General features: G+C 67.3%; 21 protein-coding genes and 3 tRNA genes. 13 read left to right on the forward strand and 11 right to left on the reverse strand.

What is annotated here, in order from left to right:
• Positions 1 to 4: 4 nt before the first annotated feature.
• The 5 genes from HHL15_RS03060 (at position 5) to HHL15_RS03080 (ending at position 4,573) form a co-directional block, all read left to right on the forward strand.
• Complete coding sequence (locus tag HHL15_RS03060; RefSeq protein ID WP_169144360.1) at positions 5 to 643, forward strand: redoxin domain-containing protein; 639 nt, start codon at positions 5 to 7, stop codon at positions 641 to 643.
• Positions 644 to 1,005: 362 nt separating this feature from the next.
• Complete coding sequence (locus HHL15_RS03065; protein WP_169144361.1) at positions 1,006 to 1,413, forward strand: thioredoxin family protein; 408 nt, start codon at positions 1,006 to 1,008, stop codon at positions 1,411 to 1,413.
• 25 nt (positions 1,414 to 1,438) lie between these two features.
• Positions 1,439 to 1,849, forward strand: a complete 411-nt coding sequence (locus tag HHL15_RS03070; RefSeq protein ID WP_169144362.1) for an HIT family protein — start codon at positions 1,439 to 1,441, stop codon at positions 1,847 to 1,849.
• Positions 1,850 to 1,960: 111 nt separating this feature from the next.
• Positions 1,961 to 3,481: a mechanosensitive ion channel family protein gene (locus tag HHL15_RS03075; RefSeq protein WP_169144363.1), complete on the forward strand. Its 1,521-nt coding sequence runs from the start codon at positions 1,961 to 1,963 to the stop codon at positions 3,479 to 3,481.
• A 57-nt stretch (positions 3,482 to 3,538) separates the two neighbouring features.
• Positions 3,539 to 4,573, forward strand: a complete 1,035-nt coding sequence (locus HHL15_RS03080; protein ID WP_235943207.1) for a class I SAM-dependent rRNA methyltransferase — start codon at positions 3,539 to 3,541, stop codon at positions 4,571 to 4,573.
• Positions 4,574 to 4,616: 43 nt separating this feature from the next.
• Here HHL15_RS03080 and ylqF read toward each other — a convergent pair whose 3' ends face one another.
• Complete coding sequence (ylqF, locus tag HHL15_RS03085; RefSeq protein WP_169144364.1) at positions 4,617 to 5,552, reverse strand: ribosome biogenesis GTPase YlqF; 936 nt, start codon at positions 5,550 to 5,552, stop codon at positions 4,617 to 4,619.
• A gap of 84 nt (positions 5,553 to 5,636) precedes the next feature.
• Between ylqF and HHL15_RS03090 the strand changes: the two genes are divergently transcribed.
• Genes HHL15_RS03090 through HHL15_RS03100 form a run of 3 tightly spaced genes read left to right on the forward strand, consistent with a single transcriptional unit; the run spans position 5,637 to position 7,697 of the window.
• Positions 5,637 to 6,212 carry a DUF1415 domain-containing protein gene (locus HHL15_RS03090; RefSeq protein ID WP_169144365.1) on the forward strand — a complete coding sequence of 192 codons (576 nt, stop codon included), beginning with the start codon at positions 5,637 to 5,639 and terminating at the stop codon, positions 6,210 to 6,212.
• Positions 6,199 to 7,053 (forward strand): class I SAM-dependent methyltransferase, encoded by an 855-nt coding sequence (locus tag HHL15_RS03095; RefSeq protein WP_169144366.1) that lies wholly within the window; start codon positions 6,199 to 6,201, stop codon positions 7,051 to 7,053. Before HHL15_RS03090 ends, HHL15_RS03095 begins: the two co-directional genes overlap by 14 nt.
• Positions 7,047 to 7,697, forward strand: coding sequence for a hypothetical protein (locus tag HHL15_RS03100; protein WP_169144367.1), 651 nt, complete (start codon positions 7,047 to 7,049; stop codon positions 7,695 to 7,697). The genes HHL15_RS03095 and HHL15_RS03100 overlap by 7 nt, the downstream gene beginning before the upstream one ends.
• On the opposite strand, the gene HHL15_RS03105 is transcribed toward HHL15_RS03100, so the two are convergent.
• The 5 genes from HHL15_RS03105 to HHL15_RS03125 form a co-directional block, all read right to left on the reverse strand.
• The gene (locus HHL15_RS03105; protein ID WP_169144368.1) at positions 7,682 to 8,188 is read right to left on the reverse strand and encodes a DUF4124 domain-containing protein; all 507 of its coding nucleotides are present in this window, start codon (positions 8,186 to 8,188) and stop codon (positions 7,682 to 7,684) included. The genes HHL15_RS03100 and HHL15_RS03105 overlap by 16 nt on opposite strands.
• 198 nt (positions 8,189 to 8,386) lie before the next feature.
• On the reverse strand, positions 8,387 to 9,310 hold the full coding sequence (locus HHL15_RS03110) for a hypothetical protein (protein ID WP_169144369.1): 924 nt from the start codon (positions 9,308 to 9,310) through the stop codon (positions 8,387 to 8,389).
• Positions 9,311 to 9,413: 103 nt separating this feature from the next.
• Positions 9,414 to 9,489: transfer RNA gene (locus tag HHL15_RS03115), tRNA-His, on the reverse strand.
• A gap of 59 nt (positions 9,490 to 9,548) precedes the next feature.
• A tRNA-Arg gene (locus tag HHL15_RS03120) sits at positions 9,549 to 9,622 on the reverse strand.
• A 27-nt stretch (positions 9,623 to 9,649) separates the two neighbouring features.
• Positions 9,650 to 9,726: transfer RNA gene (locus HHL15_RS03125), tRNA-Pro, on the reverse strand.
• 276 nt (positions 9,727 to 10,002) lie between these two features.
• Here HHL15_RS03125 and HHL15_RS03130 point away from each other — a divergent pair.
• Together HHL15_RS03130 and HHL15_RS03135 are read left to right on the forward strand one after the other, a co-directional pair.
• Positions 10,003 to 12,777, forward strand: a complete 2,775-nt coding sequence (locus HHL15_RS03130) for a PAS domain-containing sensor histidine kinase (RefSeq protein ID WP_169144370.1) — start codon at positions 10,003 to 10,005, stop codon at positions 12,775 to 12,777.
• A gap of 216 nt (positions 12,778 to 12,993) precedes the next feature.
• A complete protein-coding gene (locus tag HHL15_RS03135) occupies positions 12,994 to 15,681 on the forward strand; it encodes a bifunctional acetate--CoA ligase family protein/GNAT family N-acetyltransferase (RefSeq protein ID WP_169144371.1) in 2,688 nt (895 codons plus the stop codon).
• A 72-nt stretch (positions 15,682 to 15,753) separates the two neighbouring features.
• Here the strand turns inward: HHL15_RS03135 and HHL15_RS03140 are convergent, their stop codons facing one another.
• From HHL15_RS03140 to HHL15_RS03155, 4 genes are read right to left on the reverse strand one after another with little or no spacing between them, the layout of a single operon-like run.
• On the reverse strand, positions 15,754 to 16,602 hold the full coding sequence (locus tag HHL15_RS03140; RefSeq protein ID WP_169144372.1) for a 3-hydroxybutyryl-CoA dehydrogenase: 849 nt from the start codon (positions 16,600 to 16,602) through the stop codon (positions 15,754 to 15,756).
• A 58-nt stretch (positions 16,603 to 16,660) separates the two neighbouring features.
• A complete protein-coding gene (locus HHL15_RS03145) occupies positions 16,661 to 17,203 on the reverse strand; it encodes an isochorismatase family protein (RefSeq protein WP_169144373.1) in 543 nt (180 codons plus the stop codon).
• 21 nt (positions 17,204 to 17,224) lie between these two features.
• On the reverse strand, positions 17,225 to 18,637 hold the full coding sequence (locus HHL15_RS03150; RefSeq protein ID WP_169144374.1) for a malonyl-CoA decarboxylase domain-containing protein: 1,413 nt from the start codon (positions 18,635 to 18,637) through the stop codon (positions 17,225 to 17,227).
• A gap of 8 nt (positions 18,638 to 18,645) precedes the next feature.
• Complete coding sequence (locus HHL15_RS03155) at positions 18,646 to 20,313, reverse strand: AMP-binding protein (RefSeq protein WP_169144375.1); 1,668 nt, start codon at positions 20,311 to 20,313, stop codon at positions 18,646 to 18,648.
• Between the two features lie 180 nt (positions 20,314 to 20,493).
• Here HHL15_RS03155 and HHL15_RS03160 point away from each other — a divergent pair, with 180 nt between their 5' ends.
• Genes HHL15_RS03160 through HHL15_RS03170 form a run of 3 tightly spaced genes read left to right on the forward strand, consistent with a single transcriptional unit; the run spans position 20,494 to position 23,109 of the window.
• Complete coding sequence (locus tag HHL15_RS03160; protein WP_206198572.1) at positions 20,494 to 21,534, forward strand: AraC family transcriptional regulator; 1,041 nt, start codon at positions 20,494 to 20,496, stop codon at positions 21,532 to 21,534.
• Between the two features lie 42 nt (positions 21,535 to 21,576).
• Positions 21,577 to 22,245, forward strand: a complete 669-nt coding sequence (locus HHL15_RS03165; protein ID WP_169144376.1) for a DNA-3-methyladenine glycosylase I — start codon at positions 21,577 to 21,579, stop codon at positions 22,243 to 22,245.
• 15 nt (positions 22,246 to 22,260) lie between these two features.
• Positions 22,261 to 23,109, forward strand: coding sequence for a D-hexose-6-phosphate mutarotase (locus HHL15_RS03170; protein WP_169144377.1), 849 nt, complete (start codon positions 22,261 to 22,263; stop codon positions 23,107 to 23,109).
• Positions 23,110 to 23,169: 60 nt separating this feature from the next.
• On the opposite strand, the gene HHL15_RS03175 is transcribed toward HHL15_RS03170, so the two are convergent.
• Entirely contained in the window at positions 23,170 to 24,393 is a 1,224-nt protein-coding gene (locus tag HHL15_RS03175) for a hypothetical protein (protein WP_169144378.1), read from the reverse strand.
• Positions 24,394 to 24,525: the final 132 nt, after the last annotated feature.

Below are 24,525 nucleotides of genomic sequence, written 5' to 3' on the forward strand. Positions count from 1 at the left end.
CCCGATGTCCTTCGCCCCCGTCCTCCGCCGCCGCCTGATCGCCACCAGCCTGGCCCTGACCGCCGGCTCCGCCCTGGCCGCCAGTCCCGCCTTCGCCGCGGCCGAAATCGGCCAGCCCGCCCCCGCCTTCAGCGCCCCCGGGGCCGACGGCAAGACCGTCAGCCTGGCCGCCTACAAGGGCAAGACCGTGGTGCTGGAATGGACCAACCACGAATGCCCCTTTGTCGTGAAGCACTACGAGAGCGGCAACATCCCGCAGTTGCAGAAGGAATTCACCGGCAAGGGCGTGGTGTGGCTGCAGGTCATCTCCTCGGCGCCCGGCAAGCAGGGCCACGTGGAAGGCCCGGCCGCCCTCAAGATCAACAGCTTCCGCGAGGCCGCCCCCACCGCCGTGGTGCTCGACCCCGACGGCCGCATCGGCAAGGCCTACGGCGCCCAGACCACGCCTCACATCTTCATCGTCGACCCGGCCGGCCAGCTGGTCTACAAGGGCGGCATCGACAGCATTGCGTCGGCCAGCAAGGCCGACATCGCCAAGGCCGACAACTACGTGAAGCTCGCCTTCAACGACCTCGGCGCCGGCCGCAAGCTGGCCCACGCCAGCACCAAGCCCTACGGCTGCTCGATCAAGTACGCCGACTAGCGCTCATGCAGGGGGGAACCCCTTACAATCCCGGGAGTCCGTATTACCTTCAGCGCTCCCGGAAAGGGCCTTGCATTGATGGCCAGCCAGTCCATCGACCGTCGCCGCTGCCTCAGCTGCAATCGCTGGGGCGGCTTGCGCACGCCTGGCGTGGAGCCGGGGACGGTGGATTACGACGAGGACAATGACCGCGGCCCGTGCCAGGAGGGTCCGTGGCATGGCAGCAGCCGGCGGGGGCCGCGCAATGCGTGCGGACAGTGGTTGATGTGGGTGGCCTTGAGCGCCCCGCCCGCCGAGGCCCCTGGCGCTGCGGCGCCTGGCACCGTATCCTCCGGGCCCGCCCCGTCCGAATCGTCGAGTCCATGAGCCTGCCGTCCATAAGCCTGCAGCCCGAGCCGCCCGAATTTCTTGTTGCCTGCCTGTGCGCCGCCTGGTGCGGCACCTGCCGCGACTACCAGGCAGGCTTCGAGGCCATGGCGGCACGTTTCCCGGGGGCCCGCTTCATGTGGGTGGATGTGGAGGACGACGCGGAGCTGGTGGATGACTACGATGTGGAGAACTTTCCGACCGTGCTGATCCAGCGCCATGACAGCGTGCTGTTCTTCGGGGCCATGTTGCCGCACCATGAGCTGCTGCAGCGGACCCTTGAGAGCTTCCAGGCCCAGTCGCCGGACGAGAGCCGGCGCTACGCGCTGTCGGACCCTGAGCGCCGCCGCTGGCAGGATGATTACAACCTGGCGCGCGCCCTGGCGGGCCGCCAGCAAGAATAACGACCCACCACAATCGGAGACACCCATGGATGACTGCGTTTTCTGCCGCATCGTGCGCGGCGAGCTGCCTGCCTCGAAGGTTTATGAGGATGAGCACACGCTGGCCTTTCTGAACATCGTGGCGGCCCACCCTGGCCATGTACTGGTGATCGCCAAGCCCCACGTGGAGAACCTCTACGGCCTGGACGACACCCTGGCGGCGGCGGTGTTCCAGGCCACCACGCGGGTGGCCCGGGCGGTGAAGGAGGTCACCGGCTGCGATGGCACCACCATCTTCCAGGCCAACGAGGTGGCCGGCGGGCAGACGGTCTTCCACTTCCACCTGCATGTGCTGCCGCGCTTCACCGACGACAAGCTGCTGCCGTTCTGGCAGGCCAGCGCCCCACCCCGCGAAGCCCTCGACGAGATGGCCGCCCGTCTGCGCGCGGCGCTCTGACCCACCTGCTCTTGCGTAATACGGTAAGCAGCGCCCGCCCCTTCATTCGGGCGGGCGCGATCCGTTAAGCCTTTCCTGACGACGCTTTCGGGGCCGCTCCGGCCCGCTGCCATGCAGATTCCCTACCTGAGTCCAGAAGCCCCCTTTGCCATCCTGCTGATGCTGGCGGGCGCGGCGCTGATCTTCGGCCCGCTGCGCGCCTGGCGCCGCTCGCTGGTGAATACCGGGGTGTTCTTCATCGTGTGCCTCGCCGGCGACCTGCTGGCCGGCCTGTTGCATGGCCAGCTGCAGCCTGGCGTTTTGCGCTGGCTGCGCGAGCTGGCGGTGTTTGGCGAGGGGCTGGCGGTGATCCGCTACCTGGGCCTGGCGCTCTTCAATGTGGTGACGCCACGGATGCGGGTGCATATCTCGGGCATCCTGGCCGACATCCTGGTGATTGTCGGCTATGTGGCCTGGGGCTTCCTGCGCCTCAACCTGGCGGGGATGGAGTTTTCGCACCTGTTTGCCACGTCGGCAGTGCTGACCGCGGTTGTGGCAATCTCGATGCAGGACACGCTGGGTAATCTGCTCGGAGGCCTGGCGCTGCAGATGGACAACTCGCTGGAGATCGGCGACTGGATCCAGATGGGCGATGTGGCGGGCCGGGTGAGCGATATCCAGTGGCGCTACACCGCCATCGTGACCCGCAATGGCGAACGGGTGGTGATTCCCAACAGCCACCTGATGAAGAACCGTTATTCGGTGATCTGCAACAAGCGCCAGTCGGTGCCGCTGCAGCGCCGCTCGATCAGCTTCAATGTGGATCTGTCGGTGCCTCCGTCACGGGTCACCACCGCGGTGCTGCAGGACGTGCAGACGGCGCGCATCCCCAACCTGAGCCTTGTGCCTCCTCCCCAGTGCCTGCTGATGGACTTCGGGCAGGGATTTGCGCGTTACCAGTTGCGTTACTGGCTGATGGACCCGGGCCCGGACGAGCTGACCGACTCGGATGTGCGCCACCACCTGCTGGCCGCGCTGCAACGGGAGGGGATCCGCCTGGCGGTGAGCGATCAGACCATCCACCTGGTGCAGGAGGGCGAGGCCCACCGGGAAGAGGTGCGGGCCCGCGAGCTGAACCGCCGCCTGCAGGCAATCTCGCGCATCGACCTGTTCTCCCGCCTGTCCGAGGCCGAGCAGCTGGAGCTGGCCGGCCGGCTGGTGAACGCGCCCTTTGCCGAAGGCGACATCGTGACCCGCCAGGGCGCCATCGCCCACTGGCTGTACATCATCGTGAGCGGCGAGGCGGAGGCCTGGTGGCAACCGCCCGACGGCAGCCCGCAGCGCCTGCTGGAGCGGCGTGGCCCGGGCAGCGTGTTCGGCGAGCTGGGCCTGATGACCGGCGCGCCCCGCCGCGCCACGGTGATCGCCGTGTCCGACGTGGAGGCCTACCGCCTCGACAAGGCGGGTTTCGAGCACATCATCCGCGCCCGGCCCGAGATCGCCGAAGGCGTTACCGGTATCCTGCAGCAGCGCATGGCCCACTTCCAGGCGCTGGAGCAGGGCCATGCCAATGGACAGCCCGCGGGCAACAGCAGCCCGCCCTCCGACGTCGCCGCGCTCGGGCGCAAGATCCGCGAGTTTTTCGGGCTCTAGGCCCGAACCCGCAAGCCGCATTTCATCCCGTACTTCAATTCAGAAAGCCGAGTTTCCATGGCCACACCGAGCCCCCTGACCACCTCTCTGGTCACATCACTGAACGCCGCCTTCCAGGCCCGCGAGGCCCTGATGGCGCGCCTTCTTGCCGAGGGCACCGATGCGTACCGGCTGTTTCACGGAACCGTCGAAGGCCGGCCGGGCCTGACCGTGGACCGCTACGGCAGCCTGGTGCTGGTGCAGAGCTTCCACTCGCCCCTGAGCGACGACGAGGAGAGCGAGGTCGAAGCCTTCTACACCAGCGTGCTGCCCGGCGTGGACGTGGTCTACAACAACCGCAGCCACGCCAATTCGCGCATTGCCAACCCGCTGCCGCCCGAGCGCCTGGCCAAAGCCGAAGCCCTGCGGGAGTTTTCTGAGCTGGGTGTGAAGTACACCGTGCAGGCGCGCCACCAGGGGCAGGACCCGTGGCTGTTCCTGGACCTGCGGGCAGCCCGCCGGCGGGTGATGGCGGAAGCGCCGGGCAAGTCGCTGCTGAACGTGTTTGCCTACACCTGCGGCGTCGGCGTGGCGGCGGCCAAGGCCGGCGCGGCGCACGTGGTGAATGTGGATTTTGCGGAGTCCAGCCTGTCGGTGGGCAAGGCCAACGCCCGCCTCAACGAGCTGCCCATCCGCTTGCGCTTCGTGAAGAGCGATGCCTTTGCCGCCCTTCGCCAGTATTCCGGCATCGGCCAGCCCAAGCTGGTGCGCGGCAAGCGCATGCCCCCCTTCCCGCAGCTGGAGAAGCACGCCTTCGATCTGGTCTTCCTGGACCCGCCGCGCTATGCCAAGAGTGCCTTCGGCGTGGTGGACCTGATCAACGACTACCCGGCCCTGTTCAAGCCGGCGCTGCTGTGCGCCGCCCCCGGCGGCACCCTGGTGTGCTGCAACAACGTGGCTCAGGTGGACCGTGACGCGTGGGTGGACCAGCTGGTGCGCAGCGCCCGCAAGATCGGGCGCGAGGTGCGGGACGTGGAGTGGATCACCCCGGAAGAGGATTTCCCCAGCAGCGATGGCAACCCGCCGCTGAAGACGGTGTTGCTGCGGGTGTAGTGAACGGCACGGCACGGGCGGCGGAAAGCCGCCCCGGCGGCCCTTACAGCTCGGCTTCGTCGTCGGACCTGCCGGCTTCCTTATCGGCGGCTTCGGCTGCTTTGGCTGCCTTGGCGGCGGCGTGGGCTTCGACCATGGCGGCACGGCTGGCGGGGGATTCGAGGCTGACCCGGCCGAGGGCGCCGTCGCGGTAGTCCTGCAGCAGGATCAGCGAGGCTTTTTCCAGGTCGAGGGCGCCGCCCTTGAGACGGCAGCCGCGACGCTGGGCGATGGCTTCCACCAGGGCCGGACCGTCGAGCCCGTCCACCGGAATGCCGTAGCGCTTGGCCACCAGCGCCGGGTAGCGGGCCAGCAGCACGTCGCCGAGGAAGTTGGCCACGGCTTCGTCGATCACCGCATTGCGGCCGATGGCGTGGCTGGCGGCCAGCATGTAGCCGTCGGAGTCGTGCTCGATCTTCGGCCACATCATGCCCGGGGTGTCGGTGAGGGTCATGGTGGGCGACAGGTCGAGGATCTGCTGGCTCTTGGTGACCGCCGGCTCGTCGCCGACCTTGCACACGCGCTTTTTGAGCAGGGCGTTCATCAGCGTGGATTTGCCGACGTTGGGGATGCCCATGATCATCATGCGCAAAGGCTTGAGGCGGTCGTTGCGGTGGGGCGCCAGGGGCTTGCAGAAGCCGGTGATCTTGGCCACGTCGGAGGGCTTCTTGCAGGACAGGGCCACCGCCTTGACACCCTTCTGGGCGTTGAAATACGCCAGCCACTGGGCGGTGACGTCGGGGTCGGCGAGATCGGCCTTGTTGAGCACCTTGAGGCAGGGACGCTGCCGGTGCTGGCGGATCTCGCGGATCATGGGGTTGCTGCTCGCTTCCGGCAGGCGGGCGTCGAGCACTTCGATGACCACGTCGATGCGCTCCATGCTTTCCGACGCCTTCTTGCGGGCGGAAGTCATGTGACCGGGGAACCACTGGATTGACATGGCGTGCGTTGAATCAATGAAAGCCTGCCATTATCAGGGCAAAATGTCGGCCCTCGAAGGAAACTCTGCCGGATACTCCGCCCCATGAACCACGAAGAAGTCATCGCCGCCACCCGTGAGTGGCTCGAAAAGGCCGTCATCGGCCTCAACCTGTGCCCTTTTGCGAAGGCGGTGTATGTGAAGGACCAGGTCCGGATCGTCGTCAGCGACGCCCGCCACCTGGATGGTTTCCTGGAAGACCTGGACCGGGAGCTGGACCATCTGGCCGAGGTGGATCCGGAAGTGACCGACACCACCCTTCTGGTACATCCGAGCCTGTTCCCCGACTTCCTGCTGTTCAACGATGTGCTGGAGATTGCCGACGAGGCGATCACCGAGCATGAGCTGGACGGGGTGATCCAGATCGCCAGCTTCCACCCGGACTTCCAGTTCGAGGGCACCGAGCCGGACGACATCACCAATTTCACCAACCGCTCGCCCTTCCCCACCCTGCACCTGATCCGCGAGGCCAGCATCGACAAGGCGGTGGAGGCCTTCCCCGAGGCCGAGACGATCTACGAGCGGAACATGGAGACCCTGCGCAAGCTGGGCATCGCCGGCTGGAAGGCCCTGGGCCTGTCGGTTTCCGCGAACAATGGCCCGGAACATGGCGAAAAATAAGCCCGCTGGCGAGGCCAGGCCGGTGGCCCATCCGGAGATCCGCCCCGGGCAGTCCGTCGAGCTGCTCAAGGAACTGCACATCCTGACCCGCGACGGCCAGCTCAACCAGGACAGCCGGCGCAAGCTGAAGCAGGTCTATCACCTGTACCAGTTCATCGAGCCGCTGCTCGCCGAGGTGCTGGCCGAGACCGGCGACCTGAGCCTGGCCGACCACGGAGCAGGCAAGTCCTACCTGGGCTTCATCCTTTACGACCTGTTCCTGAAGGACAAGCCGGCCGGCACCATCTACGGCATCGAGACCCGCGCCGAGCTGGTGCAGCGCTCACGCGAGCTGGCGGAGCGCCTGGCCTTTCCGCGGATGCGCTTCCTGGACCTGAGCGTGGAGGCATCGACCCGCTCCGAGGCCCTGCCCGAGCGCATCGACGTGGTGACGGCACTGCACGCCTGCAACACCGCCACCGACGACGCGATCCAGTTTGCCTTCGCCAAGCAGGCCCGCTTCGTGGTGCTGGTGCCGTGCTGCCAGGCGGAGGTGGCTTCGGTCATGCGCCACAACAAGAACGCGAGCTTCGGCATGACGCCCCTGTCGGAGATCTGGCGCCATCCGATCCACACCCGCGAGTTCGGCAGCCAGCTCACCAACGCCCTGCGCTGCCTGCAGCTGGAAGCCCACGGCTACCAGGTGACGGTGACCGAGCTGGTGGGCTGGGAGCACTCCATGAAGAACGAGCTGATCGTGGCCCGCTACACCGGCCAGCCGCGCAAGAACGCCATGGAGCGCATCGAGGCGATCCTGGCCGAGCTCAATCTGACCGAACTGCGAGGCCGCTTCGCATGCTGAGCGAGGCCGGGGTGGCCCTGGCGCTGCTGGCCGGCATCGCCCTGGCACCTCGCCTGCCGCACCTGCGCAGACGCTATGACACGGCCGCCCTGCAGGCGCTGACACGCCGCCCGGATGCCAATCCGGGGGATGAACGCCTCAAGCTGGAGCTGGCGGCCTGGGCTCGCACGGGAGCGGGAAACGGTGCCACCCTGCTGCCCTGGCAGCGCCCGCGGGTTCCGTTGCCACTGGCCATCCGCAGCGTGGAGGGCAGACATGAGAACACCCTGGTGCACTTTGCCTATCGGCTGGCGGGTTACCACCAGCTGGATGAACGCAGCCGCCTGGGCGGGCTGATCTACCGCATCGGCGTGCAGCTGCGCCCGCTGCTGTGGTTTGCCCCGCGCCGGCCGGGGACGCCCTGGGACGACTGCTGGCTGACTGCGGTGGACGCACCGCGGCTGCTTGCGCTGGCCCGCTGGCGGCCCCGCCGCCCCACCCTGATCGTGCTGGACCGGCTGCAGCCCGCTGAAGTCTCACGCGTGATGGAAGCCCTGACCCACGCCGCCAGCCTGGCCGATCAACCCATCCGGGTGGTGGTGCTCAGCCGGGACAACCAGGCCGGCAAGACGCCGTCCCAGCGGAAGGCTCAGCGGAAGGGATAGCCGCGCATCTGCACCTGCCGCTCCGGCACCTCCGGACGCGGCGGCCTGGGCTGCACCGCCACAGGCGGCCGCCGCGGCACGATGGGCACCGGCCGCACAATAACAAGCCGGTCCCGCTCCAGCTCCAGCTCGGCCTGCCGCTGGGCATTCAGTTCAGCCTGGCGTTCGGCCTGGCGCTCCGCCTCGTAGCGGCGCTGCCGGTCGGCGGCCTCGAGGGTCTGACGATATTCCAGCACACGGGCCTGATGGATCAGCCGTTCCGACCGGTCTTCCGCCGCAGCCTGCTCCCGCGGGGTCAGGGGCGGCGGCGTCTCGACCCGGCTGACCTGGCTCGCCCCGACGCAGGGCGTGTCCGTGTAGGTCACCTTGCCGTCCGCCCCCACACATTTGTAGACCGCCAGCGCCGGGCCGCTGAAGCCCAGCCCGGCTCCCGTCACAAGCAGGGCGGCCAGCAGGGCGCGTAGGGGCCCCCGAGTTTGTGTCTGTTCCATGGCCTCGACCATCCTTCCTGATCCCACCCGCGGTGGGACTGCCTTGCCTCTGAAGATTAGGTCCGCGACGGATTTCACGCCAGCCCGCCGTCAAACCACAGCCTACCGCTCAAGCAACTCACACACTTCACCTGACTTACAGGGTCGGGGATGAAATGCGCAGCCATTGACAACACCTCACCTGGCCGTGCCACACGCTCAGGCGGGATCCGGCACGACCTCGCGCGCCCCGCCTTCCTGCGGAAAGGCCAGCAGCATGGGTTCGAACCGGGCCTTGCGTTTCCAGAAGAGCAGACCTTCGCCACCCTGCTCCAGACAACCATAGGTGATGTACTGGATCCCCTGGCTCTCGGGCGCATCGGCGCGCAACAGCCACCGGATGATGTCCATATGCAGGAGCATCATCACACCTCCGTGCAGGTGATCACCATGCCCCATGAATTCCGCATAGCGCACGGTATTGCCAACACGGTGCAGGCGCACGTAGGCCACCAGCTTCCGGTCGACCACCACCTCCCCCTGCCGATGCCCCGGTGCATCGACAAAGACCCCCAGGAAGGCCTCCCAGTGGGATGGGCACGCAAGGGGCGACACGGACTGCAATGCAGCGGGCGGGCCGCCGATGCTGTCCTCGGTCAGGAATACCGCGTCAAGGACCGGGCCGAATGCCCTGAACACCTTGGATTTCCGGATCTCGCAGATATCGGGTACATGGTTTGAGAAGGCGAACCGGGCAGTGGTGTAGCCCGTCTCACGGGCCTTCTTCGCACTTCGAACGAAGTTTCCGGACTTCTTGCGCATGACTTTCTCGTAGGCGCCGAAATCCGCAAAGCGGTGAAGCGGCAGAACGGACGGCACACCTCCCGCCGATATCTGCGCGCCATCCGCCTCCCGTCGGGCATAGCGGGCGTAGTAACGCCGGTAGCGCTTCACCAGGCGGGCGCAGGCCGGATCCACCTCGCACCCGGCTTCGTGCATGAGCACCCCGGTATCCAGATCATCCACTCCCCGAATATCAAAGACAGCCAACCTTTTCGCCAACCTGAACGAGAAGACCAGCGGCTCGATGCGCTCGGCATAGACCTTGGAAAAAGAACTTGCCAGCCTGGATACGATTGCCATGATCGGGGAGGTCCTGGAGAGCCGCCAACATGCAAAAAGCCCACCTTACTGATTGTAAGATGGGCTTTTTCCTGCTGTGTGCTGCTACACAGCCTTGAATTACTGGGGCGACATACCGGGTTCGAACCGGTGACCACTGGAATCACAATCCAGTGCTCTACCAACTGAGCTAATGCCGCCACTGAAGGTCATCGACTTGCGTCGCCAACCCATAAAACTAATTATACCAAATTTTGAGCCTGCCCGACAGGAATCGAACCTGTAACCCCCGGCTTAGAAGGCCGGTGCTCTATCCAGTTGAGCTACGGGCAGATTGCCGCGGGCATCGGGGTAAAGCCTTGGTCGGGGTGGAGGGATTCGAACCCCCGACATCTTGCTCCCAAAGCAAGCGCGCTACCGGACTGCGCTACACCCCGAGAGGCGCGAATAATACCTATCCAACCGGGCCTCGTCAAACCTCTTTGATAAATTTTTTCTTGGGTAGGCCGTTGATCCGGGCGGAACACTTTTTTGCACGGTTCGTGGCAAGCCGCATGATTTCCCACCTATGGCAGCACACCAAGGCTGAACTCTCCAAGGATAATGAGGGCTCGATGCCTGTTCGACTCCTTCTCTCCCGGGCTGCAAGGCCTGCCTCCTCGTACCTGTTCCTGGCGGGCAGCGCGCTTGCGTCTGCCTCACATGCAGCAGAGGTGGGTTGGGCGCCACTGGAGCAACTGCCCTACCTGGCCTGGGGCCTCGGTGGCCTCGCCGCAGGCGCCGTGCTGCAGCACCTGCTGCTCCGCCGGCGGCCCCGGACAGTCTCCCCGCCCGCCCCGACGGAGCTCCCGGCCGAAACTACCGTGGCCTGGCGGGAGTTTGCCGAGCTGTCGGGCGACTGGTGGTGGGAAACCGATGCCGACCTGCTTTTTGTAGACACGCCCCGCCCGCCGCCCGCCGTACTCGGGCTGGACAACCGCAGCGGCCAGAGCTGGCACGCGACGGTGATGCCGGACGTACAGGAAGACTTTGCCCCCACCGTCCTCGACACCCTGGCCCGCCGGGCGCCCCTCAGCCTCAGCCTGGCCCGCCGCGGCCCGGACGGCGAGCTGCGCCACCTGGAATTGCACGGCGCACCGCGCTTCGACGCCTCGGGCAGCTTCCTGGGTTACCGGGGCGTCGGCCGGGACGTCACCGAGAGAGCCCACCTGGCCGCCGAACTGCTGCATAACGAAGAGCACATCCATGCCCTGCTCGCCTGCAGCGAGGACGGCTACTGGGAGCAGGACGCCGACCTCTGCTACACCACCCTCACCGCCCGCTCCGGGCTGGTCGGCGATCTGGCCGCCGAAGACACGCTTGGCCGGCACCGCTGGGACCTGCCCGGCGTGGTGCCAACCGCCGAACCCTGGGCCTCGCACATTGCGCGCCTCCAGCAGGCCGAGCCCTTCTCGGACTTTCAGTTCTGCCGCCGCGATGCCCACGGACGGCTGGTCTGGCTGCGCGAGTCCGGGATTCCCGTCTTCGACCGCCGCGGCGTGTTTGCCGGCTATTGCGGCACCACCCGCAACATGACCACCGACGTGCTGATGCGCCGCCGCCTGATGCGCGAGGCGGCGCTGTTCCGCCGGCTTTTCGAGCAGGCCCCGGCGGCCATCGTGCTGGTCAATGCCGACGGCCAGATCCAGCAGTTCAACCAGACCGCGGCGGATCTGCTGGGGCGCCCACCCAGCACCCTACACGACAAGCCCCTCGAAGCCTTGATGGACGCGGCGCAGGCCGGCGCCTGGCATGCACTGCGCGAACGCTGCCTGCAGGGAGACACGAGTGAGCTGCAGCGGGACGCGGTATACCTTTCAGGAGATGGGCAGCCCCTGCAGATCCATGAGAGCCTGCGCCGGATCACCATCCAGGACGATCAGCCGGCCAGCCTGCTGCTGGTCCTGGAGGACCGCTCGGCCCTGCAGGACGCGTTGCGCCGCCAGGAGAGCGGCCTCAGTGGCCTCAGCGGCTACCAGGGGCTGTTCGAGAATGCACCGGAAGCCACCCTGGTATGCGTGGCCGACCAGGTACGCCTGGCCAATGCCGCGGCACGCCGGCTGTTCGCGGCAAACAGCGCCAATGGCCTGGGCGGGCGCGGGCTGCTCGACCTGCTGGACCCGGACGACCGCGCCCTCGAACAGGCCCGCCTGGCCGGCTTCATCGCAGACGACGCGCAGACGATCCTGCCGCCCCTGCCCCTGCGCTTCCGGGACGCCGACGGCAAGCCGCTCCAGGCCGAGGCCACCGCCGTCAAGACCACGCTGGACGGCGGGCCGGCACTCATCTACATGCTGCGCGATGTGGCCCGCTGGCTGCACGCCGAGCAGGTCCTGCGGGAAAGCCAGGCGATGTACCGGGACGTGGTGGAATCGGTGAAGGAGATCCTCTTCCAGACCGACGCCGAGGGCCGGATCACCTTCCTCAACCGGGCCTGGCACCAGACCACCGGTTTTGATGGCCGCCTGAGCATCGGACACAACCTCCTCGATTTCGTCGAGGAAGAAGACCGTGGGCGGGTGGCCCCCCATCTGCGCGCGGTTCGCGAAGGCTACGAGGAGATCGCCGAGATCGAGTTCCGCCTGCGCACCCAGACCGGCGGGCCACGCTGGGCGGAGGCGACCCTGCGCCCGCTGCGCGACACCTACGACCGGGCAGTGGGCTGCTCGGGCACCCTGACCGACATCACCGCCCGCAAGGAGGCCGAGCAGACCCAGCGCAACCTCAACCAGGAGCTGGAAGCCCGGGTGCGAGTGCGCACCGCCGAGCTGGAGGCATCAAACCGGGAGCTGGAAGCCTTCTCCTACTCCGTCTCCCACGACCTGCGCGCGCCCCTGCGGGCGATCGACGGTTTTGCCCAGATCGTCGCCGAGGACTACGCACCCCGCCTGGACGAGATCGGCAGGGAGTACCTGCAGCGCATCCGGGTGGCCACCCAGCGCATGGCGCGCCTGATCGACGACCTGATCGACCTGGCCCGGCTGACCCGCCAGACCATGAAGCGGGAACAGGTCAACCTCAGCCTGCTGGTGGAGCAGATCCTGGGCGAGCTTCAGCTCGAGAACCCCGAGCGCAGGGTGGACATCCATATAGAACCCGGCCTGATCGCCGCCGCCGACCGAGCGCTGATGCGGGTGGCGCTGGACAACCTGCTGCGCAACGCCTGGAAGTTCACCAGCCGCCGGGAGGTGGCCTCGATCCGCTTCCACGCCGAGCTGCGTGACCGCCAAGTGGTGTACTGCGTGTCGGACAACGGTGCCGGCTTCGACATGAACTTCGCCACCAAGCTCTTCCTGCCCTTCCACCGCCTGCACGGCATCAGCGAGTTCGCCGGCACCGGCATCGGCCTGGCCACCGTGCTGCGGGTCATCCAGCGCCACGAAGGGCGCGTCTGGGCCGAGTCGTCTCCCGACGAGGGCGCCCGCTTCTATTTCACCCTCAGCCACTGAGCCGTCCTACCCCGCTTCGTTGCTGCCGCGCAACACCTTGAATCAGAAGCCTTGATATAAGTCACACGGCGCATTGTGCGACGCAACAACAAGCAGCTTTCCCTAATACAGGGAAGCGTGTCGCGGAGTAGAATCCGGGCGACCCCACAAGGAAACCCGACCCTGTGACAACGGCAGCACAATAGCCGCACACCAGCGCGACCACGAGCCACCATCATGAACGAACAGCATTACCTCACCCCCCTCTTCGAGCCCCGCTCGGTTGCCATCGTCGGCGCCAGCGAACGGGAGTTGGCCCTCGGCAACATCCTGGTCCGCAACATGCTGGAGGCCGGGTTCAAGGGCAAGCTGTTCGCCGTCAATCCAAAGTACGAAAGCGTGCTCGGGGTGCCCTGTTACAAGAGCGTCGAGGACATTCCCCAGCGCCTCGACCTGGCCGTGATCACCACCAAGGCCGACCGGGTCCCGGCGATTGTCGACGCCTGTGGCCGGGCCGGCACCAAGTCGGTCATCGTGCTGCCCTCGGGCTTCTCGGATTCGGGCCCGCGCGGCCGCATGCTCGAGAAGAACACCTATGAAAACGCCCGCCGCCACCGCATCCGCCTGCTCGGCCCCAACTGTCTGGGCGTGCTGCGCCCGGAGCTGGGCCTCAACGCCAGCTTCGCCGACGGCGGTGCGATCAAGGGCTCCATCGGCCTGATCTCCCAGTCCGGCGCCCTCTGTTCTGCCATCCTCGACTGGGCCCGCCCCAACAACGTGGGCTTCTCGTCGGTGGTGTCTTTGGGCACCTCGGTGGACATCGACTTCGGCGAGGTCCTCGAATACATGGTGTCGGACTCCCGCACCGAGAGCATCTTCCTGTACGTGGAGGGCATCAAGGACGCCCGCCGCTTCGTCAGCGCGCTGCGCGCCGCGGCCCGGGTCAAGCCGGTGCTGCTGATCAAGGTGGGCCGCCACCCGGCCGGCTCCCAGGCTGCCCTGCTGCACTCGGGCGCGATGGTCGGCGAAGATGCCGTATTCGACGCCGCCCTGCGCCGCGCCGGGGTGATCCGCCTGTACAACATGGGCCAGCTGTTCGCCGCGGCCAACGCCCTGTTCTCGCACTTCCGCCCCCGCGGCAACCGCCTGGCCGTCATCACCAACGGCGGCGGGCCGGGCGTGATGGCTGCCGACCGGGCCGCCGACCTGCGCATCCCGATGGCCCAGCTGACCGACGCCACCGTGGCCAAGCTCAACGAAGTGCTGCCGGCCAACTGGTCCCACTGCAATCCGATCGACATCATCGGCGACGCCGACCCCGACCGTTACGCCAAGACCCTCGACATCGTGCTCTCCGACGAGAACGTGGAAGGCGTGCTGACCATCCTCACGCCCCAGGCCATGGCCCGCCCCACCGAGGTGGCCGAGCGCATCGTCGAGATCGAGCGCTCCGCCGACAAGCCGGTGTTCACCTGCTGGATGGGCGAGCAACAGGTGCGCGAGGGCCGCAAGCGCTTCGAGGCCGCCGGCATCCCCACCTTCCGCACGCCGGAGCCGGCAGTGGAGCTGTTCGGCCACATCTCGGCCTATTACCGCAACCAGAAGCTGCTGGTGCAGACGCCCAGCTCCCTCTCCTCCGACCTCAACCCGCCGTCCGTCGAAAGCGCCCGGCTGGTCATCGAGACGGCCCTCTCCGAGCGTCGCAAGAATCTCAACGAAATGGAGTCCAAGGCCCTGCTGGCGGCCTTCCGCATTCCCATCGCACAGACCGTGGTGGCCCGCTCCGCCACCGAAGCCATGGTGCTGGCCGAAGAGCTCGGCCTGCCGGTGGCCATGAAGATCGATTCACCGTCCATCACCCACAAGGCCGAACTGGGCGGCGTCCGCCTCAACCTGCGCGGCCTGGCCGCGGTGCGCTCGGCCTACCAGGAGATCCTGGAAGAGGTGAAGAAGAAGCGCCCGGACGCCATCATCAACGGCGTGGCCATCGAACCGATGGTGATCAAGCCCTACGGCCGCGAACTGATGGTCGGCGCCTTCCGCGACCCGGTCTTCGGCCCGGTGATCACCTTCGGTGAAGGCGGCGCCCACGTGGAGATCCAGAAGGACCGGGCGGTAGCCCTGCCCCCGCTCAACAACTACCTGGTCAAGGACCTGATCAAATCCACCCGCATCTCCACCCTGCTCGGCGAATACCGCAACATGCCGCCGATCAACATGGAATCGCTGGAGTTCGTGCTGCTGCGCATCTCCGAGATGGTCTGCGAGCTGCCGTGGATCCGGGAGATGGACATCAACCCCCTGATCGTCGACGAACACGGCGCGGTGGCCGTGGATGCGCGCATCGTGGTGGACAACATCGCCCCCACGGCGGACCGCTACGACCACATGGCGATCCACCCCTACCCATCCCATCTCATCACCCGGATCTCCATGCCGGAAGGCGAGATCACGGTGCGGCCGATCAAGCCCGAGGATGCGGAGCTGGAGGTCGAGTTCGTGCGCAAGCTGTCGCCCGAGACCAAGTACCTGCGCTTCATGAACACCATGCGCGAGCTGCCGCCGGCGATGGTCGCCCGCCTCACCCAGATCGACTACGACCGGGAAATGGCCTTCGTCGCGACCATCGAGGAGGAAGGCGTCGAGGTGGAGATCGGGGTCGCCCGCTACGCGGTGAACCCGGACGGCGAGACCTGTGAGTTCGCCATCGTGGTGGCCGAAGACTGGCAGCACCGCGGCCTGGCCCGCCGCCTGATGGGCGTGCTCATCGAAACCGCCCGCAACCGTGGCCTGCACGCCATGACCGGCATCTTCCTGTCCAACAACGACCGCATGCTCAAGTTCGTGCAGAGCCTCGGCTTCGTGCTCACCAACGACCCGGAAGACAACACCATCAAGCACGGCGCGCTGATGCTGCAGGGCTGAGTCCAGCCGAGCTGCGTTGCATCCGGGCCCCGCGAGGGCCCCGGCGCGTTTCAGGGCGCGTGATCCGTGGCCTCAGTACTGGAAGAAGCCCCGGCCGGTCTTGCGGCCCAGGTAGCCGGCTTCCACCATTTCCACCAGCAGGGGCGCCGGCCGGTACTTGGAATCCTTGAAGGACTCGAACAGGACCTGCATCACCGCCAGCTCCACGTCCAGGCCGATCATGTCGCACAGGGCCAGCGGACCAATGGGGTGGTTGGCACCCAGCTTCATCGCCTCGTCGATCTCCTGAGCAGAGGCCAGCCCCTCGCCGAGGGCAAAGATGGCCTCGTTCATCATCGGGCACAGCATGCGATTGACCACGAAGCCCGGGCTGTTGCGCACCTGGACGGGCGTCTTGCCGATGGCCCTGGCGAGGGACTCCATGGCGACATAGGTCTCATCGCTGGTCTGCAGGCCCCGGATGATCTCGACCAGGGCCATCAGCGGCACGGGATTGAAGAAGTGCAGGCCCACCACCCGCTCCGCGCGACGGGTCGCGGCAGCGAGGCGGGTGATGGAGATGGACGAAGTATTGGTGGCGAGGATGGTCTCCGGCCGGGCCAGGGCATCCAGCCTGGCGAAGAGATCCAGCTTCAAGGCCAGGGACTCGGTGGCGGCTTCGATGATCAGATCGCAATCGGCCAGGTCCTGCAGGTCGCAGCTGGTGCGGATGCGGGCCAGGGCGGCGGCCTTGTCCGCCCCGGTGATCTTCTCCTTCTTGAGCAGACGGTCGAGGCTGGCGCCGATGGTCTGCAACCCGCGCTCGAGAATGGCCGGGCTCAGGTCCACCATCACCACGTCATGTCCGCACAGCGAAAAGGTCTGGCTGATGCCATTGCCCATGGCTCCGGCGCCCAACACGCCGATACGTTGGTAGTTCATAGGGGATGCTCCTTGGGTTGAACGCATGCGACCTTCGCGCACATGCGGGAAAGGGAAATCACTGCAGGTATTTGCGGCTGCAGGCCTTGAAGTCGGGGGTACCGGCACGGCGCAGCAACTCGAAAAACACCATCTCGCGGCTCACTGGCACCACGCCGGCCGCACGCATCCGCTCCAGGGCCAGGGCCTTGTCGGCCTCACCACGGGCGGCAATGGCGTCTGCCACCACGAAGACCTGCTTGCCGGCTGCCACGCCGTCGAGAGCCGTGAGCATCACGCAGGCATGGGCCTCGATGCCGCACACGATCCACTGCTCCCGGGCCATGCCCGGGCGGCCCTCCAGGACGCCCTCCTCCACGCAGGAGAAGCAGGACTTCTCCACCACGTCCGGTGCTGCTACCGCCTCCAGCAGCACCGGGCTGACCGGGCCGATGCCCTTTGGATAATGGGAGGTGAACTGCACCGGCACTTCCAGGTCCCGGCACATGCCGATCAGGCGCAGGCATTGCTCGAGCGTCTCCTGATGCCCGGGGATGAGCTCCAGCACTCTGGGTTGCATGTCCACCACCAGCAGGGCGGCCTTGTCCTTGTCGATTTTCACTGTGTCTCCTTTATGGGTGATTCATGCCGGACGGGCAGGCCGTGCCACCCCGTCGATGAGCTTGCTGATCTCGGGGGCCGCCGCCAGGCGCCCTGTCTCGGCGAAGGCCCGGTGATTGGCGTCTATCTCGCGCAGGGTGTAGAGATAATTCACCATCAGCCCGAAGGACTGCTGCACGCCGTGCCGGGATGGATCCGCCAGCCAGTTGATACGCCCCAGGCTGGCTCCATTGGAGAAGTGGAAGCGGGCGACCGGGTCCAGGGGCTCTGCACGCTTCTTCTCGCGGAGCAGGTAGGCCGCACACTCCCGGGTCAGCCAGGCCTTCAGGGCCGGGTCCTCCGGGCGATCACCATCGATGATCTGGCGCATGAGATGGCGCAGGGCTTCCGCCGGGGATCGCATCGCCCCCCCGGCCAGTTGTGCGGCCAGGGCGGCGGGCCACTTTTGCGACTCCGCGCCATCGGCCAGCCGGGCGTCAAGCCAGGCACCGAAGCCCGGCAGCGGCGACAAGGTCGCAAACTGGCGCAGGCGCGGAAACTCCTGCATCAGCAACTGCACCACCCGCTTGATCAGGCATTCGCCCATGCTCACTCCACGCAAGCCCGCCTGGGCATTGGAGATGGAGTAGAAGATGGCGGTGGTCGCCGTGGCCGGGTCAAGGGTGGGGGCCTGCTCGTCCAGCAGGGCCTGGACGTTGTCCGCCAGGCTCCGTACCAGGGCCACCTCCACGAAGATGAGGGGCTCGTCGGGCATGCGAGGGTGGAAGAAGGCGTAGCAGCGCCGGTCCGAATCCAGGCGGTTGCGCAGATCGCTCCAGGACTTGATCTCATGCACGGCCTCGTAGCGGATCAACTTTTCCAGCAGGGCTGCGGGGGAGCTCCAGCCGATCCGCTTGAGCTCCAGGAAGCCAATATCGAACCAGGCGGAGAAAACCCGCAGAAAGTCCTGATCGAGCCCGGCAAAGGCGCCCTCGGGCGCCAGCTTCAGCAGATCGGCACGCATGCTCACCAGGGCATGGACACCCTCGGGCACCAGCTTGAACTGGCTCAGGATCCGCAGGCGGGGACTCTCCAGGCTCTGCAGGAGCGAGGCCCGGCTGCGCACCCTGGCCGGGCCGTCAGCGCCCCGGTAGGCCTCGATGGAGGCCATGACCCGCGCCTCCTCCACCTCGAAATCCGCCTCCAGCAAAGTGAAGAAGCGCCGCCGCTCCGGCGTGTCCAGCGCCGTGTAGTGGCCGATCAGGCGGGCGACCCGCTCCCGCGCCAGGGATTCGCCACCCTTGCCCTCCGCCAGCTCCGCCAGCAGGGTCCGCAGCCCGCTCCAGGCCCGCCGGCCCACAGCCCGCCGGGGGCCGGCGTGCGGAGCGGCCAGGCCCACCAACCTGCGCCAGAAGCCGATCCTGGCGGGGGCCTTGCCCGATTGGGGGCTGGTCATCCCCGGCATCATGTCCGGGCTCCGGCTTGCAGCACGGTCTGGGCCTGCTGGCGCAGCAGGTATTTCTGCACCTTGCCGGTAGCGGTCTTGCTGAGGGGGCCGAAGATCACGTGGCGGGGCGCCTTGAAATGGGCCATGCGGGCCCGGCAGAAAGCCACGACATCGTCGGCCGCCAGCCTGCCGGCCCCCTCCTTGAGGCTGATGAAGGCGCAGGGCACTTCTCCCCAGCGCACATCCGCCACGGCCACCACCGCGGCCTCGAGGATGTCAGGGTGGCGGCACAGCACCTCCTCGACCTCCAGGGACGAAATATTCTCTCCACCAGAGATGATGATGTCCCTGGCCCGATCGCGGATCTCGATGTAGCCGTCGGGATGCCAGACCGCCAGATCCCCGGTATGGTAGAAGCCCCCCGCCAGAGCCCTGGCGCTGGCCCCCGGGTTGTCGAGATAGCCTTTCATGATGGCGTGGCCCCGGAGCATGACCTCCCCCATGGTCTCGCCGTCCTGCGGCACCGGCTCCAGGGTGGCCGGGTCCGCCACCATCAGGGCCCCCTGGGCCAGCATGGGCACGCCCTGGCGGGCCATCATGCGGGCCCGCTCCTCGCTGGACAGACGCGACCAGGCCGGCTGCCAGGCACAGACCGTGGCCGGCCCGTAGGACTCGGTAGTGCCGTACAGATGCACCACCCGAAAGCCCATCGCCGCCATGCCCGCAATGACAGTGGACGGAGGCGCGGCGCCGCCGACCCCGATCTGCACGCTGTGCTGAAAGCGCCGCTTGTGGTGCTCCGGAGCGTGGATCAGCATGTTCAGGACGACTGGCGCGCCATGCATGTGGGTGACCTTCTCCTCGGCGATCAGGCGGAAGACCGCCGCCGTATCCAGCTGGCGCAGGCAGACATGCGTGCCGCAGGCCGCCGTCACCGCCCAGGGGTAGGTCCAGCCATTGCAGTGGAACATCGGCAGGGTCCACAGGTAGACGCTGTCCGCATCCAGCCGGGAGGCGATGAGGTTCGACAGGGCGTTGAGGTAGGCACCCCGGGCGTGGTAGACCACCCCCTTGGGGTCCCCCGTCGTGCCGGACGTGTATTGCAGGCTGACAGCCTGCCACTCATCCCGCTGCGGGGGCACAAATTGCGCCACATCGGCGGCGGCCAGCATGGCCTCGTACTCCCACTCCCCCACCCGCGGACAGGTGGGCAGATCGGCAATATCCACCACCGGCAGGACCCGCCCCAGGCGCGCCCGCGCAGTGGCGACCACCTCACCGTACTCCGTATCCGCCAGAAGCAGGCGGGCCCCGCCATGCTGCAGGTGAAAGGCGATGGTCTCCGCATCGAGCCGCGTGTTGATGGGGTTGAGGATGGCGCCAAGCATCGGAACGGCAAAGTGCGCCTCGAGCATGGCGGGCACATTCGGTGCCAGGATGGCCACCGTTTCGCCGGGGCAGATACCCTGCTGCTGCAAGGCCGCGGCAAGGCGGCAGACGCGCTCGTGGAACTGTCGGTAGCTCAGCCTCCGGTAGCCGTGGATGACCGCCGTCTTGTCCGGATGGCAACGCACCGCGTGCTCGAGGAAATGCACCGGATCCAGGGGCATCCAGTTGGCCGAAGTCCTGGTGAGACCGTCGACGCCGACCGCTTCGTATTCCCTGGGTGGAAAGGGTGCTGTCATGATGAGGGGTCTCCAGTGAAGCCGCCGGGCTGGCTCGGAACGGTGGCGGCAGACGGCGCCCACTGTAGCGGAGCCCCCACGGAGCACTTTGCCGGCACGGCCACCAGATATGCTCAACACGCCACAACACAGCCGGGGATGTGAAAGAATCAGCGGATCCAGCCAGGTACCACCATCGCCATGCCCCCTTCCTCGCGCCCACCCTCGCCGCCACCGCTGGCCCTCACCATCTCGGGGCACTTCGTGACGGGCATGCTGGGTCCGGTGATGCGCCAGGGCGGCGCAGCCGCCGCCAGGCAAGTACTGCAGCAGGCCGGGATACCCGGCGCCTTTCTTCAGGAACCGGACTCACGGATCACCCGCCGCCAGTTCGTGGGCGCCTACAAGTCGGTGGCCGCGTACCTGGACGACGAGATGCACGGGCTGTGGTCCCGGCCGATCCGGGGTGGCACCCTCAAGTTCATGATGCTGAGCCTGCTGGACGCGGCCAACCTGGCCATCGCCCTCAACCGCTTCGTTCAGTTCTGGAACCTGCTGCTGGATGATTACCGGCTGGTCCTCACCCGCGAGCCGACGCGCATCGGTATCGTGCTGACGCCCCACCAGCCCGGGCTGGAGATCCGGATCCTCGGCCACGAACTGATGCTCAAGCTGGTGCATGGCATCGTCAGCTGGCTGCTGGACAGCGAGGTCGACCTGCTGGGCGTCGAGTTCGCCTTTGCCCGGCCCGCCCACTGGGCCGACTATGCCTTCCTCTACCCGGGGACGGTGAGTTTCGACGCGCCCCACAGCGCCATCTGGCTGGATGCGTCCCTCGGCGGCGCCGGCTTCCGCAGGACCCGGGTGGAGCTGTGGCCCTTCCTGCGCAGGGCCCCCGAGGATTGGGCCTTCACCACCGTCCACGCGGGCCTGCTGAGCACCCGGGTTCGCCAGGCGCTGGCGGCAGACGGCATCCCGTCGGCCGATGCGGATGCCATTGCAGCCAGGCTGGGACTCGCCAAGCGCACCCTCACCCGCCGCCTGGAGCATGAAGGGCGCAGCTTCCGCGGCATCCGGGACGACCTCCGGCGGGACATGGCCGTCCAGCTGCTGACCCAGTCCCGGGCCTCGGTGGACAGCATCGCCACCCTTGTCGGCTTCGACAATACAGCGGCATTCTGCCGGGCCTTCAAGCTGTGGATGCAGCAGAGCCCCGGCGCCTACCGGAACCGCAGCAGCTGAAAACAGGTCATTCCCTTCCCGCCCCCACGAGAACCAACCGACATGGACATCACGAGCAAGAGCACCCCGCACTGGGGCCACCTGTGCACCACCCCGGCCCACCGCCTCCAGTTCCGCGAGGCCTACACAGACAAGGGCAGCAGCACCAACCCCCTGTACGACCTCTACCTGCATTACCACGACACCGAATGGGGCGTCCCCGAGCACGACGACCGCGCCCTCTTCGAGCTCCTGACCCTCGAAGGGGCTCAGGCCGGCCTGTCGTGGATCACCGTGCTGCGCAAGCGCGAGACCTACCGCGAGGCCTTCGCCGGCTTCGACCCCGAGAAGGTGGCGCGCTTCACCGAGGCCGACCAGGTGGCCCTGATGCTCAACCCGGGGATCGTCCGCAACCGCCTCAAGATCGCCTCGACCATCGACAACGCCCGCGCCTTCCTGGCCATCCAGGCGGAGTTCGGCAGCTTCGACGCCTGGCTGTGGCGCTTCGTGGAGGGTCAGCCGATCCAGAATCAGCTCCGTAGCCTGGCCGACGCGCAGGCCAGCACCCCCCTTTCGGACCAGCTCTCGAAAGAACTCAAGAGACGCGGCTTCCGCTTTGTCGGCACCACCATCTGCTACGCCTTCATGCAGGCAGCAGGGCTGGTGAACGACCACCTGACCGACTGTTTCCGCCACCAGGAGGTGGCCGCGCTATCATCGCGCCCTCTGTGACACCCGCCCCGAATCATGATCGACCAGATTGAAACCGCCGAGCTGCACGGCCAGCCCGTGCTCAAGCTGCAAACCCCGGATGGCGCCGTGGCGCTGATCAGCCTGTTTGGCGCCCAGGTGCTGTCGTGGACGCCCGCCGGAGGCGAAGAGCGCCTCTACCTGAGCCCACAGGCCATCTTCGACGGCAGCACTCCCATCCGTGGCGGCACGCCAGTGTGCTTTCCCCAGTTCGCCGGTGAAGGCCCGCTGCCCAAGCACGGCTTCGCCCGCAACCGCGCCTGGCGCGTCGTCAGCTCCCGCGCCGGCAAGGACTATGCCGTCGCAACCCTGCGCCTCGAGGACGACGCGGCAACCCGCGCCCTGTGGCCGCATGCCTTCGCCGCCGAGATGAGCGTCTCCATCGGTGGCGACCGGCTGGACATGGAGCTGGCGGTGGAGAACACCGGCGACACGGCCTTCAGCTTCACCGCGGCCCTGCACACCTACCTCAAGGTCCGCGAGGTCGAATCCCTGCGCATCGAAGGCCTGCGCGGCCTCGAATACCGGGATTCAGCAGACGGCGACACGTTCAAGAAGGAAACCGGCGTCGGGGTGATGATCGACGACGAAGTGGACCGCATCTACCACGGCGCGCCGCAGACCATCCTGGTCCGCGAGGATCACCGGGCCCTGGGCATCCACAACGAGAACTTCCCGGACGTGGTGGTCTGGAACCCCTGGGAGCACAAGTGCGCCCAGCTTGCCGACATGCCCGCCGACGGCTTCCGGCGCATGCTCTGCGTGGAGGCCGCAGCGGTGAAGACGCCCATCGAGCTCGCCCCCGGCGCAGACTGGTGGGGCCGCCAGACACTGGTGGCGATGTAAGCGACCAAGCAATGAAAAGGGGCGGCCTCAGCCGCCCCGACATCTGCTCGCGCTGATGACTCAGTTAGCGACAGCCCGCACCGTTTCGGCCACGTTGCGGCCGTTCACGCGCACCACGGCAAGGGTGTGACCCGAGCCATCCACCTCGACCGGCTCGACCGACACGCTGCCGGAATCCAGCGCCCGCTGCAGGCGCTGGGTGGCGTGTTCGGAGGTCATGCCGGGCTCACGGATGTCGAGCCCCTGGACGCGGATCTTGCGCCCGCCCTGGTAGAAGGTGGCGCCATCCATCGCGTAGGCGCGGGGCGTGCCCTTGGGGGTACGGCCGCCGGGCTGGGACTGGACCACCGCAGGCGCCGCCACTGCGGCAGCCGGTGCAGCGATGGCCGGCACGGCCGCAGGCGGAGCGCTATGGGCGGGTGCTGCAGGCAGCGGCGCCGGGACGGCACGCACCGGCACCGGATCGGGGGCCTGCGCGGCATTCAGGGAGGCCGCAGCGGCTGCGGCGGCCTCAGGGCCGGACAATTCTGCCGAGCCTGCCGCATAGCGCTGCGCCACGCGGGGCGCCTCGACCGGTGTCTGGGCAAGCGGCACAGCCGCTTCCGGGATCGGCCCTCGAGCCTGGGCCCGAGCCACCTCAGCAGCGGGCGGCGGTAGTGTCACGCTGGGCCGCGGCGCGCTCAGGCTGCTCGAGCGCGGCGGCGGGATCGGTACGTTGGGGGCCGGGATCGGCGGCAACGCGTTACGGCTCTGGATCTGGCGCACCGCCTCGGCGCGGGGGATCGGCGGCGAACTGGGCACAAAGGCTTCCCGGCCGATGCCGCCACTACGCGGCGTCACGGCCTCACTGCTCTCGGCGCGACGCGCCCGGCCTTCATCGCGGGTCACGGGCACGCTGCGCTCGACCACGACCTTGCGGCCCTTGACGATCCGGACCTCCTTGACCGTCTTGCGCGCGGGCTTGCTCTCCCTGGGCTCGCGGACGCTGGCAAGCGGCTGGGATGGTTTGCCCTTGCGGGCCTCGGGCGTGCGGGAGGAAGCCTTGGCGGCCTTCAAGGACGGCGCCTTGACCGCCTTGGCCGCCTTTACTGCCTTGGCGGGCGTGGCGGGTTTGCCGGCCGAAGCCTTGGGCGCCTTCTCTGCAGACGATTTGGCGGGCTTGGCCGCCTGGCCTGCCTTGTGGGCGGGGGGGGCATGCGACGGCGCAGGCGCAGCCGAGGCGTCCGCCCCGATCAACGTCAAGCCGAATGCCACCGCTGCCAAGGCAGCGAAAACGGGATTCATGTGGTGTTATCTCCTGCTGCGTCGGATCGGCCGGAAAGCGGCGCTCCGACTGGATGTGCGCGAAATGTTCATGATTCGCGGCACGGACAATTAACTGATTTTACCGGAAACCGGGGCTCCGACGGACTTGCG

Origin of the sequence: Zoogloea dura (genome assembly GCF_012927165.1) — a bacterium.
In the GTDB taxonomy this organism is placed as follows: domain Bacteria; phylum Pseudomonadota; class Gammaproteobacteria; order Burkholderiales; family Rhodocyclaceae; genus Zoogloea; species Zoogloea dura.

Excerpts from the sequence above, each read along its gene's own strand:
- HHL15_RS03140 (WP_169144372.1), bottom strand. The coding sequence starts at position 16,602 with ATGAACTACCAACGTATCGGCGTGTTGGGCGCCGGAGCCATGGGCAAT.
- HHL15_RS03165 (WP_169144376.1), top strand. The coding sequence starts at position 21,577 with ATGGACATCACGAGCAAGAGCACCCCGCACTGGGGCCACCTGTGCACC.
- HHL15_RS03065 (WP_169144361.1), top strand. The coding sequence starts at position 1,006 with ATGAGCCTGCCGTCCATAAGCCTGCAGCCCGAGCCGCCCGAATTTCTT.
- ylqF (WP_169144364.1), bottom strand. The coding sequence starts at position 5,552 with ATGTCAATCCAGTGGTTCCCCGGTCACATGACTTCCGCCCGCAAGAAG.
- HHL15_RS03155 (WP_169144375.1), bottom strand. The coding sequence starts at position 20,313 with ATGACAGCACCCTTTCCACCCAGGGAATACGAAGCGGTCGGCGTCGAC.
- HHL15_RS03110 (WP_169144369.1), bottom strand. The coding sequence starts at position 9,310 with ATGGCAATCGTATCCAGGCTGGCAAGTTCTTTTTCCAAGGTCTATGCC.
- HHL15_RS03090 (WP_169144365.1), top strand. The coding sequence starts at position 5,637 with ATGAACCACGAAGAAGTCATCGCCGCCACCCGTGAGTGGCTCGAAAAG.
- HHL15_RS03160 (WP_206198572.1), top strand. The coding sequence starts at position 20,494 with ATGCCCCCTTCCTCGCGCCCACCCTCGCCGCCACCGCTGGCCCTCACC.
- HHL15_RS03105 (WP_169144368.1), bottom strand. The coding sequence starts at position 8,188 with ATGGAACAGACACAAACTCGGGGGCCCCTACGCGCCCTGCTGGCCGCC.
- HHL15_RS03175 (WP_169144378.1), bottom strand. The coding sequence starts at position 24,393 with ATGAATCCCGTTTTCGCTGCCTTGGCAGCGGTGGCATTCGGCTTGACG.
- HHL15_RS03060 (WP_169144360.1), top strand. The coding sequence starts at position 5 with ATGTCCTTCGCCCCCGTCCTCCGCCGCCGCCTGATCGCCACCAGCCTG.
- HHL15_RS03080 (WP_235943207.1), top strand. The coding sequence starts at position 3,539 with ATGGCCACACCGAGCCCCCTGACCACCTCTCTGGTCACATCACTGAAC.
- HHL15_RS03150 (WP_169144374.1), bottom strand. The coding sequence starts at position 18,637 with ATGACCAGCCCCCAATCGGGCAAGGCCCCCGCCAGGATCGGCTTCTGG.
- HHL15_RS03100 (WP_169144367.1), top strand. The coding sequence starts at position 7,047 with ATGCTGAGCGAGGCCGGGGTGGCCCTGGCGCTGCTGGCCGGCATCGCC.
- HHL15_RS03170 (WP_169144377.1), top strand. The coding sequence starts at position 22,261 with ATGATCGACCAGATTGAAACCGCCGAGCTGCACGGCCAGCCCGTGCTC.
- HHL15_RS03095 (WP_169144366.1), top strand. The coding sequence starts at position 6,199 with ATGGCGAAAAATAAGCCCGCTGGCGAGGCCAGGCCGGTGGCCCATCCG.
- HHL15_RS03075 (WP_169144363.1), top strand. The coding sequence starts at position 1,961 with ATGCAGATTCCCTACCTGAGTCCAGAAGCCCCCTTTGCCATCCTGCTG.
- HHL15_RS03135 (WP_169144371.1), top strand. The coding sequence starts at position 12,994 with ATGAACGAACAGCATTACCTCACCCCCCTCTTCGAGCCCCGCTCGGTT.
- HHL15_RS03070 (WP_169144362.1), top strand. The coding sequence starts at position 1,439 with ATGGATGACTGCGTTTTCTGCCGCATCGTGCGCGGCGAGCTGCCTGCC.